Genomic DNA, 13,207 nt, shown 5'->3' on the forward strand with positions numbered 1-13,207 from the left:
TATGCGGCCGGACCCGTCGTCCCGACCGTGCGGAGTGCCGGTCGTCCGAGCTCCGGCGCCTCAGCCGGAGTCCCGATGTCGGAGGCGCGGCATAAGCTGGTCGCGTGACTGTTCCGGGGATTCTGCGCGCCTTGGAAGAGGCGTCTCTGTATCGTGACGCCTTGACCTGGGCGCAGACCGACGCCGACCTCGGCATGATCGATGGGCTCGACGCGCCGGCGCTCGCCGGGCTGCTCCGCAGACGCGAGCAGAGCGGTCATCCGGCCGCCCTCCTCGCCATCGCACCGACCGGTCGTCGTGCCGAGTCTCTCGCCCAGGCGCTCCAGGCCTACCTGCCGGATGCCGCGATCCTCTCGTTCCCCGCATGGGAGACCCTGCCGCACGAACGCCTCAGCCCGAGTCCCGACACGGTCGGTCGACGTCTGGACACGCTGCGGCGCGTCACGACGTGGACCGGAGAGCGTCCACTCGTCGTCGTCGCCTCGGTACGCGCAGCGCTGCAGCCCATCGCCGGCAACCTGGGCGATGCGGCCCCCCTCGAGCTCGTCCTCGGTGGCCGAGGCGTCGAACTCGAGCAGGCGGTCGAGCAGCTGGTCGAACGTGCGTACACACGCGTCGACATGGTCTCGCGGCGCGGCGAGTTCGCCGTCCGTGGCGGAATCCTCGACGTGTTCCCGGCGACGTCCGAGCATCCCTACAGGATCGAGTTCTTCGGCGACGAAGTCGATCAGATCCGCGCGTTCTCGGTCGCGGACCAGCGATCGCTCCCCGGCGATGTCGACAGGGTCGACCTTCCAGCCAGTCGCGAGCTGCTTCTGACCGCCGATGTCCGCGAGCGCGCTCGTGCGCTCATCGGAGCGTTTCCCGCCATCGCCGGAATGCTCGAGAAGATGGCCGAGGGCATCCCGGTCGAGGGTATGGAGTCGTTGCTGCCCGCCGTGGCCGGCCCCCTCCAGTCGCTCGTCGAGTACCTGCCAGAGGGGGCGGCGACGGCGATCGTCGACCCCGAGCGCTCGACCGCACGCGCGCAGAGCCTGGGCGACACGAACCGCGAGTTCCTGGATGCCGCGTGGAGCGCCGCGACCTCCGGCGCGTCCGCGCCGATCGACCTCGGTGCCGGCGACTTCCTCTCGGTCGCTCAGCTGCGCGAGGTCGTCTCCGAGCGCAACGGGGTGTTCTGGCGGCTGAGTCCGTTCGCGACGGACGACACGGATGCCGAGAACATCGACGCGTCGATCATCCCGTCCTTCCACGGCAACGTAGACGGCGCGATCGCGTTCGTCGAGGCCAGGGTCGCCGATGGCTGGCGCGTCGTCATCATCGCCTCGGGCGCTGGACTCGTCGACCGGGCGCAGGACGTGCTCAGCGACCGCGGCGTCGCCGCGCGCATCGTCGAGAGCGTGGAGGAGGTGCCGGCGAACGGCGTCGCGACGCTCGTGACGGGCTCCGTCGAGAGCGGATTCCAGGTGCCGGAGGCGAAGCTCGCCGTCCTCACCGACAACGAGTTCTACGGCCGCACGATCGGCGGAGATCAGCGGGTCGTCAAGAAGCTCGCCTCCCGCAGGAAGAACGTCGTCGATCCGTTGCAGCTGAAGCCGGGCGACCACGTCGTGCACTCCACGCACGGCATCGCGCGCTTCGTGGAGATGACCCAGCGCGAGGTCTCCACCGGTGGGCGGAACGCCACCAAGACGACCCGCGACTACCTCGTCCTCGAGTACGCGCCCACGAAGCGCGGCTACCCTGGCGACAAGCTGTACGTCCCCACCGACCAGCTGGACATGCTGTCGAAGTACGTCGGCGGCGAGGCGCCGGTGCTGTCCAAGATGGGCGGCAGCGACTGGTCGGCCGCCAAGGGCAAGGCGCGCAGGGCTGTCCGCGACATCGCGGTCGAGCTCGTGAAGCTGTACTCGGCCCGCATGTCGGCGAAGGGGCACGCCTTCGGCCCTGACACCCCATGGCAGCGCGAGCTGGAGGAGGCGTTCCCGTTCGCCGAGACGCCCGACCAGCTGCAGACGATCGATGAGATCAAGGCCGACATGGAGCGGCCCATCCCGATGGACCGGTTGCTCTCCGGCGACGTCGGATTCGGCAAGACCGAGGTCGCCGTCCGCGCCGCGTTCAAGGCCATCCAGGACGGCAAGCAGGTCGCGATGCTCGTGCCGACCACGTTGCTCGTGAAGCAGCACCTCGAGACGTTCACCGAGCGCTTCGCCGGATTCCCCGTGAAGGTGCGGCCGCTGTCGCGATTTCAGACGGACAAGGAGGCCCGCCTCACGCTGCAGGGGCTGCTGGACGGCTCGGTCGACATGGTGATCGGCACGCATCGCATCCTCACCGACCAGGTGATGTTCAAGGACCTCGGGCTGATGATCGTCGACGAGGAGCAGCGGTTCGGCGTCGAGCACAAGGACGCGCTGAAGAAGATGAAGACCAACGTCGACATCCTCGCGATGAGCGCGACCCCGATCCCGCGCACGCTCGAGATGGCGGTCACCGGCATCCGGGAGATGTCGACTCTCGCGACCCCGCCGGAGGACCGGCATCCGATCCTGTCGTTCGTCGGCGCTCGCAGCGACAAGCAGATCACGGCGGCGATCCGGCGCGAGATCCTCCGCGAGGGCCAGGTGTTCTTCGTGCACAACCGGGTGCAGTCGATCCAGCGGGTCGCGAGCGAGCTGGCCGAGCTCGTCCCGGAGGCGCGCATCGCGGTGGCTCACGGCAAGATGGGCGAGCACCAGCTCGAGCAGGTGGTCGACGACTTCTGGGAGCGCAAGTACGACGTGCTCGTGTCGACGACGATCATCGAGACGGGCCTGGACATCTCCAATGCGAACACGATCATCATCGACCGCGCCGACAAGTACGGACTCAGCCAGCTGCACCAGCTGCGCGGTCGCGTCGGCCGCGGCCGCGAGCGCGCGTACGCCTACTTCCTCTACGACGACGGCAAGGAGCTCTCCGAGACGGCGGCCGACCGGCTGCAGACCATCGCGATCAACAACGATCTCGGCTCGGGGATGCAGGTCGCGCTGAAGGACCTCGAACTGCGCGGCGCCGGCAACCTGCTCGGCGCAGAGCAGGCCGGACACATCGCCGGTGTCGGCTTCGACCTGTACCTGCGGATGATCGGCGAGGCCGTGGCGACGTTCCGCGGCGAGGAGACCGAGACCGGCACCGAGTTGCGCATGGAGCTGCCGGTGGATGCCCGCATCCCGGAGAGCTACATCGACAGCGAACGGCTGCGGCTGGAGGCCTACCAGAAGCTCTCCGCGGCGTCGGCCGCGACCGCGAAGGACGACGCGATCGACCTGGTGCGCGAGGAGCTCGTCGACCGGTACGGCACGCCGTCGGACGAGGTCGAGGGGCTGTTCGCGATCGCGCGTCTGCGCCGCAGGGCCGCCAAGGCGGGGCTCGCGGACGTCGTCGCGATGGGCTCGAACCTGCGGGTCGCTCCGGCACGACTGGAGGATTCGATGAAGGTCCGGCTGCAGCGGCTGTACCCGAACGCCAAGCTCGTCGGCGGGGGAGAGGCGCTCGTCGTGCCGCTTCCGCGGCCGGGCGGCGAGGCGCCGACGGATGCCGGGCTGCTGGAGTGGGTCGCTCAGCTCTTCACGGCGCTGTTCCCCGAGGCGGTGCCGGCGGCACCCTGATCCGTCCTGCGCCTCTGACGCGCAGGACGGATGCCGGAGTACGCTGACGGCATGCTGTACGAGCACCTCGGGGCTCGCCCCCACATCGACGACACCGCCGTCATCGCGCCCACCGCCGTCATCTCGGGGGACGTGACGATCGGACCGGACTGCCAGATCCTGCACGGCGCCGTGATCACCGCCGAGGGCGGGCCGATCACGCTCGGCGAGAACGTGATCGTCATGGAGAACGCGATCGTCCGCGCGAGCTCAGCCAACCCCGTCCACATCGGCGACCACGTGCTGATCGGACCAGGGGCGTCCGTGTCTGGCGCGATCATCGGCGACGAGGTGTTCCTCGCCACCGGGACGCGCGTGTTCAACGGCGCGCACATCGGCGATCGGGCCGAGGTGCGCATCAATGCGGTCGTGCATCTGCGCACGACGCTTCCCGCGGATGCCGTGGTGCCGATCGGCTGGGTCGCCGTCGGCGACCCGCTGCTCGTGCTTCCGCCGGATCGCCATGAGGAGATCGCTGCGGCGCAGCAGGAACTCGACTTCCCCGGGTACGTCTTCGGCGTCGACCGCGAGACGCCGGACGTCATGGTGCAGCTCACCGAGCGCTACGCGCGTTCGCTGGCCAGGCACGCGGACGACACACCGGCGTAGGCGTCTCAGCCGCACGCCGGGTCGCTCCCGGCGTCAGCGCGCAGCGAGACCGGCCAGCAGCTCGAGCACGCACAGCGCCGCCAGTCGCACGGTTCGCCCATCTGCGCTGTCCGCGGTCGCGTCCACTTCCGCGATGTCCGCGCTCACGACGCGCGATTCGGATGCGACGGCCCGCGTGAGCGCGCGCAGCTCCCACGCGGCGAGCCCGCCGGGCACACTCGCAGGGCATCCGGGGGCGACCGAGCGATCGCACACGTCGACGTCGATGTCGAGATGGATGCGGGCACCGGCATCCGCCCCGGCGATCTCGACCGCCTCGGCGACGACGTCGTCGATGCCGCGCCGGCGCAGTTCGTCCAGCGTGATGACGCGGATGCCCCAGTCGGCGGCGCGCCGGGCGTAGGCGGCGGAGTTGGCGAAGTCCGCGATGCCGATCTGCACGATGCGCGAGGGGTCGATCCGCTCACGCGCTGGCGCGTCCTCGATGAGACGCCGCACGGGCGAGCCGTTGGAGACCCCGTCGCGCAGATCGAAATGCGCATCGAATGTGATGAGCCCGGTGGTCCCGGCACCGCGGGCGACGGGGAAGGTCACGGAGTTGTCGCCGCCGAGTGCGATCGGGAACGAGGGATGGAGAGCACGGACCCGGGCGACGACGCCCTCGACGTCCGTGTCCGGATCGGCGATGTCTCCGGCGTCCGCGATCCTGAGCACCTCGTTCAGGTCCACAGCGGGCGGCCCCATGAGCGTCGTGCTGTACCGCTGCAGCGCGTCGCGGATCGCGCCGGGCGTCGTGTGCGCGCCGGTCGGCGAGAGCGACGTCCGCCAGGTCGGGATGCCGATGATCACGGCATCCGCTTCGCCGTCCGGCGCCTGCCACGTTCCGGCGCGAGGCCAGAGCGGATCGTGCGAGAGCGCCATGTCAGGCTCCGGGGATCAGGTTGTGGGCGATCGTGAAGATGGTGAGGCCCGCGAGCGCTCCGACGACCGTGCCGTTCAGTCGGATGTACTGCAGGTCGCGACCGACCATGAGCTCGATCTTCTCGGTGGTCTCGGCGGGGTCCCAGCGCTCGACCGTGTCGGTGATGATCGACGCGATGTCGTGACGGTACCGGTCGACGACGAACACGGCGGCGTCCGTGATCCACGCATCGACACGGCGCTGCAGAGACTCCTCGGTCGTGAGGCGCTCGCCGATCTCGCGGATCGCCTGCGCTGCGCGCTGACGCAATCCGCTCTGCGGGTCGTTGAGCGAGGCCAGCAGCCCGGCCTTCGCGGTGTGCCAGGCCTCGGCGGCCAGGGCGGCGACGCGGGGGCTGTCGAACAGCGCGGTCTTCGCGTTCTCGAGCTTCGCGCGCGTCGCCGTGTCGTGCTGCAGTCCGTCCGCGAGGCGGCCGAGGTAGCCGTCGATCGCGAGGCGGGCCGGATGCTGCGGATCGGACTGCACCGCGCGGACGAACGTCACGGCTTCGCGGTGCACGGTGTCGTCCACGAACCGATGCGCGAGTTTGGGCACCCAGGACGGCAGGCGACGGGAGACGAGACCGGTGAACGCCTCGGCATTCGCGTCCAGCCACGTGGCGATGCTGTCCACCGCGAGGTCGACAGCGCCGTGATGGGCGTCGGTCTCGACGATGCGCTGAAGCCAGACGCCGGCCGGCGTTCCCCAGTCAGGGTCGATCAGGTGCTCGCGGGCGAGGTCTCCAATGAGGTCGCGCACGTCGTCGTCGCTGAGTGCGTTGAGGACGGCGGTCGCGACCGTCGCGCCCTCCGCTGCGACGCGCTCGGCATGCGCCGGCACGCGCAGCCACTCGCCGGCGCGTGCCGCGATGCGCGTGCGCGAGAGCTTGTCGCGGACGACCTCGGCGGCGAGGAAGTTGGTCTCGACGAACTCGCCGAGACTGCGACCGATCTCGTCCTTGCGGTTCGGGATGATCGCGGTGTGCGGAATCGGCAGGCCGAGGGGCCTGCGGAACAGGGCGGTGACGGCGAACCAGTCGGCGAGAGCGCCCACCATGCCGCCCTCCGCCGCCGCGCGGACATACTGCAGCCAGGTGTACCGCTCCTGCAGCCAGAACGCGACGACGAACGTGATCGCCATCGCGATCAGTGCGCCGAGGGCGACGGTCTTCATCCGGCGCAGAGCCCGTGCGCGCTCCTGATCGGCCGGAGAGAGCAGAGCCATCGGTGTGCGCGCCATGTCGTCATCCTCGCACGCGAGCATGCACGTGCACGCGAGTACCCTCGGAAGGGTGATCGAAGACATCAAGAAGCGCGCCCTGCACCGCACCAGCATCCTCGAGGGTCAGCTGCGCGGCGTCGCACGGATGATCGAGAACGAGGAGTACTGCATGGACATCATCACGCAGTCCCGTGCCATCCAGAAGTCGTTGGAATCGCTGAACCGACTGCTGCTGGAGAACCATCTGCGCACGCACGTCACGCACATGTTCGAGCACGGGGGAGACGAGCGGGATCAGGCCGTGACCGAACTCCTCAAGGCGTTCGACTTCGACCGCCGGTAGTCGGCTCAGCTCTCCACCGGCCCCAGCCATGCGCTCGCCGCGGTGGAGTGCGCGGATTCCGGATCCGACGGGTGGAACATGCCGGCCAGGACGTCCCGGTACAGCCGCGAGAGCTCGTTCGAGGCGAAGTAGGCGCCGCCGCCAGCCGTCAGGATCGCCTCGTCGACGACGCGCTTGGCCATCGACACCGCCCGGTGCTTGACACCGGAGAGCAGCGTGAACCAGCGTCCGCCGTGATCCGCGAGGGTGTCGACGTCCCGCGCGACGGCCGCGATCTGCGGCGCCAGAGCGTCGTAGTCCAGGGCCATGCCGGCGATGCGCCACCGGATGTCCGGGTCCTGGCTGTACGCGAGCCCGCTCTTCTTCGAGCGGCGCTTCTGCACCGTCTCGACCGCGAGATCCAGCGCGCGCCGTGCGATCCCGGTGTAGACGGAGGCGAGCAGGATCTCGAAGACGCTGAAGATCCCGAATACGATCGGATCGGGGTTCGGGCCCGGATCAATGCGCCGCACGACGTGTTCGGGTGCGGCGAGCGCGCCGTCCAGACGCGTCGTCCTGCTCTGCGTGGCGCGCATGCCGAGGGTGTCCCAGTCGTCGCTGGTGGTCACGGCATCCGTCCGGTCGACGAACGCGAAGACCAGCATCGGGGCATCCGGGGAGGAGGTGTCGAGCCCGTGCAGGCCGAGCTTCGTCCACACCGGCGCGAGCGAGGTGAAGATCTTCGTTCCGGTGAAGGCGTAGCCGCCGTTCGGCTGGGGCACGGCCTCGGTGTCGCTGCCGAACAGGACCAGATCGTTTCCGCCCTCGCTGATGCCGAACGCGAAGACCTCGCCGGCCACCGCGCCGTCCTGGACGAACTCGAGCCCCGGTACGCCCCGATCGCTGAAGACCTTCGCGACGCCGGTCCACACCAGGTGCATGTTGATCGCCAAGGCGGTCGCGGGAGCCGCCGAGGCCAGCCGCTGCTGCAGGACTGCCGCCTGCTCGAGCCCGAGACCCGCGCCGCCGCGTTCCTTCGGGACGAGGATGCCGAGATATCCGGCATCCTTCAGCTCATCCAGGTCCCGCTGCGGGAAGGTGTTCTCGCGGTCGTGGATCGGTGCGCGGTCGCGGATGCGCTCGAGCAGGTCATCGGGCAGGTAGGCGGCCGGGTCGAAGCTCATGACAGCGCCTCCAGGAGCTGCTGCACGGTGTCGTCCGGCTTGTCCCGGTGCGGGGAGTGGCCGGCGCCGGCGACGACCGACATCGTGATGCGCGGATTCGCCGCCAGCACGCTCTCGGCCGTGGGGCCGGTGAACAGGCTGTACACCTCGGGATCCGCGCCGATCACGTGGGTCGGGATCGCGAGCCGGGCGGCGTCCTCACGGACGTCCCACGGCTGATTCTGCGCGCTGGTCTGCTCGATCGCCCACGCGCTCGCGCGGGTGACGGCGTCGATCTTCAGTTCGAGATCCTGCTCGTGCCAATGCGGATGCTCCTCCCGGACCACCTCGATCCGGTTGTCCGCGAAGGCCCGCTCCTGGCTGCGCCGGACGATCGTCGCGTCGCGTCCGTCGACGAGGATCGCCGGGTCGATCAGGACGAGGCGGTTCGTCCAGGACGGATCGGATGCCGCGGCCACGGTGCTCGCGGCGCCGCCGAGGGAATGGCCGATCACGGCATCCCATGCCCCGCTGCGGTGCGGGCGCGTCGACTCGAGGTCGTCCGCGTACGCGCCCACGGTGTAGTCGAGAGCGCGCGGTGCGTCGCCGTGGCCGCGCAGGTCGACCGCGACGGCCTGCCAGCCGGCGTTCGCGAGCGCGTCTCCGATGCGCCACATGAGGGCGCCGGATGAGCCGAGGCCGTGCACGAGCAGGGCGGTCTTCGCAGAATCCGGTGCGCCCCAGGAGAGCCGGGGCAGAGTCACAGCAGCCACGGGCCCAGCCTACTCAGGAAGGCGTGATCGCCACCGGCTCGGTATCGGGGAACGGGCTCGGATCGCGATGGCGGAGATCCGGGAACGCCCGGACGAACACGATGGACACGATCAGGCCGACGACGGCGAACAGTGCGGCCGCAAGATACGCGCCCTGCGCGCCACCCGTGCTGTCGACGAGGAACCCGGCGATGGCTGATCCGGCGGCCGCGCCGATCAGCTGGCCGGTGCCCGCCCAGCCGAACGCCTCGGCTGTCTCGCTGAACTTCACGCTCGCGGTCGTGATGGCGAACATGACCGCCAGGGCTGGAGCGATGCCGAGCCCGGCGATCAGCAGGGTGCCGCCGAGCCAGTAGGCGTTGAGCATCACCATGGTCAGAGCGAGGCCGACGGTGACGATGGCGAGCCGACGGGCCATCGCCCACGGTCCGATCGGGATGTGGCCGAAGGAAAGTCCGCCGATGAGGCTGCCGACCGCGAAGACCGCGAGGACGAGACCCGCCTCGAGGCTGCCGTGCTCGAAGGTGGCGACGACTCCCACCTCGACGGCGGAGCACGCGCCGATGACGAGGAACCCGATCACGGTCGCCAGCAGCACTGGCGGCTTGAGGACGACCAGACCGAAGGCGCGGCGGCTGCGCGGGATGCGGACCCGACCGACCTCGGGGGAGAGGATGAACCACCCGCAGCCGCCGATGAGGAAGGCCGCGACGAGCAGCAGCCCTTGCGTGGTGCCGATCTGGGTGGAGACGAGGGTGATGACCACCGGCGCGAGGATCCAGATGATCTCCTGCAGCGATGCGTCGAGAGAGAAGAGCGGCGTCAGCTGGGACGAGTTGACGAGCTTGGGGTAGATCGTGCGCACGGCCGACTGGATCGGCGGCGTGGACAGACCGGTGAGCAGTCCGAACAGCATGTACCCCGGAAGGCTCAGCGGCAGCAGCGCGAGGCACAGCACGGCGGTGACGCAGACGGCGGCCGTGAGGGTGAGGACGCGACGCATTCCCCACGCGCCCATCCATCGACTGGTGACGGGGCCGGAGACGGCCTGTCCGACCGACGTCGCAGCGAGCACGAGACCTGCGGCGCCGTACGATCCGGTCTGCTGCTCAACGTGCAGCAGGATCGCGAGCGATGCCATGCCGTTGGGGAATCGCGCCGTCAGCTGCGCCGCGATCATGCGCGCCACACCAGGCGTGCGAAGAAGGTCCCGATATCCCGCCACCAGACAACGGTACCGGGGTGCGCACGGAGGACGGCAGGCGTCGTCGGCGGACACGCCGCGACACGCCGACGACCTCTCTCCACAGGAAATCGGATGTCGGAGGCCCGGCGTAGCGTCCTGCCTGTGGATGGATCTTGAAGGGCGGTCCGCGAGCCGCGATCTGACGCGGTTCGCGGGGTCTCGAGAAAGGTCGTCGGCTGTGGATGAATCGGTGGACAACCTGTGTTGTATCAGTGGAGAGCGGTGGAAAACTACACGGATGTAACTACTATCCCTTGTGGTCGGTCCTAATGTCCGTCCCTATATGTAGTATTGAAGTCCCGGCGGGGGCCTGCCGGGAAAACCAGGATTTGAGGGGAAGCGATATGTCGATCACGGTCTACACCAAGCCTTCGTGCGTGCAGTGCAATGCCACCTACCGGGCGCTGGATGCCAAGGGCATCGAGTACGAGATCCACGACCTCTCCGAGGACGCTGCAGCGCTCGAGCAGGTCAAGGCGCTCGGCTACATGCAGGCTCCGGTCGTCGTGACCGACGAGGGGCACTGGTCTGGCTTCCGTCCTGACAAGATCGACGAACTCGCCGCTCGCCTGGCCTGAACCCTTCGGCGTCGCTCGGGAACGGAGTGAACGATGAGCGCAGTCGCGACAGCAGCGCCGCTCCTGGTCTACTTCTCCAGCGTCTCCGGGAACACGGCGCGCTTCATCGAGAAGCTCGGCCTTCCCGCTCGCCGCATTCCGCTGCACCGCACCGACGATGAGTTCGTGGTCGATGAGCCTTTCGTGCTCGTGACCCCGACCTACGGCGGCGGGCAGGGGCGTGGCGAGGAGAAGGGCGCTGTGCCCAAGCAGGTGATCCGGTTCCTCAACGACGAGCGCAACCGACGCCACATTCTCGGGGTCATCTCCGCAGGAAACACCAACTTCGGCGACGCCTTCTGCGTCGCCGGTGACATCATCAGCCGCAAGTGCCACGTGCCTCACTTGTATCGGCTCGAAATCTTCGGCACACAGGACGATGTCGATCGCGTGACCGACGGATTGGAACGACGGTGGGTACTTCAGTGACCGAGACAGTGGCTTTCAAGGGGAACCCCGCGTACGAGGGCCTCGATTACCACGCGCTCAACGCGATGCTCAACCTCTACGACGCGGACGGGAAGATCCAGTTCGACGCCGACAAGCGCGCAGCGCGGGAGTACTTCCTGCAGCACGTGAACCAGAACACGGTGTTCTTCCACTCGCTCAAGGAGCGCCTGGACTACCTCGTGGAGAAGGAGTACTACGAGGGCGCTGTCATCGAGAAGTACTCGTTCGACTTCGTCCAGCGCCTCAACGATCTGGCCTACTCGAAGAAGTTCCGCTTCGAGACCTTCCTCGGCGCGTTCAAGTACTACACGAGCTACACGCTGAAGACCTTCGACGGCAAGCGCTACCTCGAGCGCTTCGAGGACCGCGTCGTGATGACCGCGCTCGCGCTGGCCGATGGCGACGAGCAGGTCGCGATCGACCTCGTCGAGGAGATCATCTCCGGCCGCTTCCAACCGGCAACCCCCACGTTCCTCAACGCGGGCAAGGCGCAGCGCGGCGAACTCGTCAGCTGCTTCCTGCTGCGCATCGAAGACAACATGGAGTCGATCGCCCGCGGCATCAACTCCGCGCTGCAGCTGTCCAAGCGCGGCGGCGGCGTCGCCCTGCTGCTGTCGAACATCCGCGAGTCGGGTGCGCCGATCAAGCAGATCGAGAACCAGTCCAGCGGCATCATCCCCGTGATGAAGCTCCTCGAAGACAGCTTCAGCTACGCCAACCAGCTCGGTGCACGTCAGGGCGCAGGCGCGGTGTACCTCAACGCGCACCACCCCGACATCATGCGCTTCCTCGACACCAAGCGTGAGAACGCGGACGAAAAGATCCGCATCAAGACGCTGTCGCTCGGCGTCGTCGTGCCGGACATCACCTTCGAGCTCGCCAAGAACGACGAGGACATGTACCTGTTCTCGCCGTACGACGTCGAGAAGGTCTACGGCGTGCCGTTCGGCGACATCTCGGTCTCCGAGAAGTACCGCGAGATGGTCGACGACCCGCGGATCAAGAAGACGAAGATCAACGCCCGCGAGTTCTTCCAGACGATCGCCGAGATCCAGTTCGAGTCCGGCTACCCGTACATCATGTTCGAGGACACGGTGAACAAGGCCAACCCGATCAAGGGCCGCATCAACATGTCGAACCTCTGCAGCGAGATCCTGCAGGTGAACACACCGACGACGTACAACGAGGACCTTTCGTACGATCAGATCGGCAAGGACATCTCCTGCAACCTCGGCTCGATGAACATCGCCCTGGCGATGGACGGCGGCGACCTGGGTGCCACGGTCGAGACGGCGATCCGCGGTCTCACCGCGGTGAGCAACCAGAGCCACATCGCGTCGGTCCGCTCGATCGAGGACGGCAATGACCGCTCCCACGCGATCGGTCTCGGTCAGATGAACCTGCACGGCTACCTCGCTCGCGAGCACGTCTACTACGGCTCCGAAGAGGGCGTCGACTTCACGAACATCTACTTCTACACCGTGCTGTTCCACGCGCTGCGCGCGTCGAACAAGCTCTCGATCGAGCGCGGAGTGGCCTTCGACGGCTTCGAGGACTCGACGTACGCTTCGGGTGCGTTCTTCGACAAGTACATCGATCAGGCGTGGGAGCCGGCCACCGACAAGGTCAAGGAGATGTTCGCGGGTCAGTTCATCCCGACGCAGTCCGACTGGGTCGAGCTGCGCGAGAGCATCCAGAAGCACGGCATCTACAACCAGAACCTGCAGGCGGTGCCGCCGACCGGATCCATCTCGTACATCAACAACTCGACGTCGTCGATCCACCCGATCGCGTCGAAGATCGAGATCCGCAAGGAAGGCAAGCTGGGGCGCGTCTACTACCCGGCCGCGTTCATGTCGAACGACAACCTGGAGTACTACCAGGACGCATACGAGATCGGGTACGAGAAGGTCATCGACACGTACGCCGCTGCCACGCAGCACGTCGACCAGGGACTGTCGCTGACGCTGTTCTTCAAGGACACCGCCACCACGCGCGACATCAACAAGGCGCAGATCTACGCATGGCGCAAGGGGATCAAGACGATCTACTACATCCGTCTGCGTCAGATGGCGCTCGAGGGCACGGACATGTCCGAGTGCGTCTCGTGCATGCTCTGACACTTCGCCAGGCTCAGTGACCCAGGAATCAAG

The 13,207-nt window shown here is 67.8% G+C and carries 11 protein-coding genes; 6 read left to right on the forward strand and 5 right to left on the reverse strand.

The window, feature by feature from the left end:
• Window positions 1–104 precede the first annotated feature (104 nt).
• Entirely contained in the window at window positions 105–3,653 is a 3,549-nt protein-coding gene (gene mfd, locus ACWAT3_RS08140) for a transcription-repair coupling factor (protein WP_460797398.1), read from the forward strand.
• A 51-nt stretch (window positions 3,654–3,704) separates the two neighbouring features.
• The gene (locus ACWAT3_RS08145; RefSeq protein WP_460797400.1) at window positions 3,705–4,301 is read left to right on the forward strand and encodes a gamma carbonic anhydrase family protein; all 597 of its coding nucleotides are present in this window, start codon (window positions 3,705–3,707) and stop codon (window positions 4,299–4,301) included.
• A gap of 33 nt (window positions 4,302–4,334) precedes the next feature.
• Here the strand turns inward: ACWAT3_RS08145 and ACWAT3_RS08150 are convergent, their stop codons facing one another.
• Window positions 4,335–5,222 carry an agmatinase family protein gene (locus ACWAT3_RS08150; protein ID WP_460797402.1) on the reverse strand — a complete coding sequence of 296 codons (888 nt, stop codon included), beginning with the start codon at window positions 5,220–5,222 and terminating at the stop codon, window positions 4,335–4,337.
• Between the two features lies 1 nt (window position 5,223).
• The gene (locus ACWAT3_RS08155) at window positions 5,224–6,501 is read right to left on the reverse strand and encodes a DUF445 domain-containing protein (RefSeq protein ID WP_460797404.1); all 1,278 of its coding nucleotides are present in this window, start codon (window positions 6,499–6,501) and stop codon (window positions 5,224–5,226) included.
• Between the two features lie 52 nt (window positions 6,502–6,553).
• Here ACWAT3_RS08155 and ACWAT3_RS08160 point away from each other — a divergent pair, with 52 nt between their 5' ends.
• The gene (locus ACWAT3_RS08160) at window positions 6,554–6,826 is read left to right on the forward strand and encodes a metal-sensitive transcriptional regulator (RefSeq protein WP_460797406.1); all 273 of its coding nucleotides are present in this window, start codon (window positions 6,554–6,556) and stop codon (window positions 6,824–6,826) included.
• A gap of 5 nt (window positions 6,827–6,831) precedes the next feature.
• Here ACWAT3_RS08160 and ACWAT3_RS08165 read toward each other — a convergent pair whose 3' ends face one another.
• The 3 genes from ACWAT3_RS08165 to ACWAT3_RS08175 are packed head-to-tail and all read right to left on the reverse strand — an operon-like array spanning window position 6,832 to window position 9,966.
• The gene (locus ACWAT3_RS08165) at window positions 6,832–7,989 is read right to left on the reverse strand and encodes an acyl-CoA dehydrogenase family protein (RefSeq protein WP_460797408.1); all 1,158 of its coding nucleotides are present in this window, start codon (window positions 7,987–7,989) and stop codon (window positions 6,832–6,834) included.
• The gene (locus tag ACWAT3_RS08170; protein WP_460797410.1) at window positions 7,986–8,741 is read right to left on the reverse strand and encodes an alpha/beta fold hydrolase; all 756 of its coding nucleotides are present in this window, start codon (window positions 8,739–8,741) and stop codon (window positions 7,986–7,988) included. The genes ACWAT3_RS08165 and ACWAT3_RS08170 overlap by 4 nt, the downstream gene beginning before the upstream one ends.
• Window positions 8,742–8,754: 13 nt before the next feature.
• The gene (locus tag ACWAT3_RS08175; RefSeq protein WP_460797413.1) at window positions 8,755–9,966 is read right to left on the reverse strand and encodes an MFS transporter; all 1,212 of its coding nucleotides are present in this window, start codon (window positions 9,964–9,966) and stop codon (window positions 8,755–8,757) included.
• 365 nt (window positions 9,967–10,331) lie between these two features.
• Here ACWAT3_RS08175 and nrdH point away from each other — a divergent pair, with 365 nt between their 5' ends.
• From nrdH to nrdE, 3 genes are read left to right on the forward strand one after another with little or no spacing between them, the layout of a single operon-like run.
• On the forward strand, window positions 10,332–10,565 hold the full coding sequence (nrdH, locus tag ACWAT3_RS08180; protein ID WP_120228032.1) for a glutaredoxin-like protein NrdH: 234 nt from the start codon (window positions 10,332–10,334) through the stop codon (window positions 10,563–10,565).
• Window positions 10,566–10,598: 33 nt separating this feature from the next.
• On the forward strand, window positions 10,599–11,033 hold the full coding sequence (gene nrdI / locus ACWAT3_RS08185) for a class Ib ribonucleoside-diphosphate reductase assembly flavoprotein NrdI (RefSeq protein WP_460797415.1): 435 nt from the start codon (window positions 10,599–10,601) through the stop codon (window positions 11,031–11,033).
• On the forward strand, window positions 11,030–13,174 hold the full coding sequence (gene nrdE / locus ACWAT3_RS08190) for a class 1b ribonucleoside-diphosphate reductase subunit alpha (RefSeq protein ID WP_460797417.1): 2,145 nt from the start codon (window positions 11,030–11,032) through the stop codon (window positions 13,172–13,174). The genes nrdI and nrdE overlap by 4 nt, the downstream gene beginning before the upstream one ends.
• Window positions 13,175–13,207 lie beyond the last annotated feature (33 nt).

Source organism: Microbacterium sp. GXF0217, from assembly GCF_054798195.1.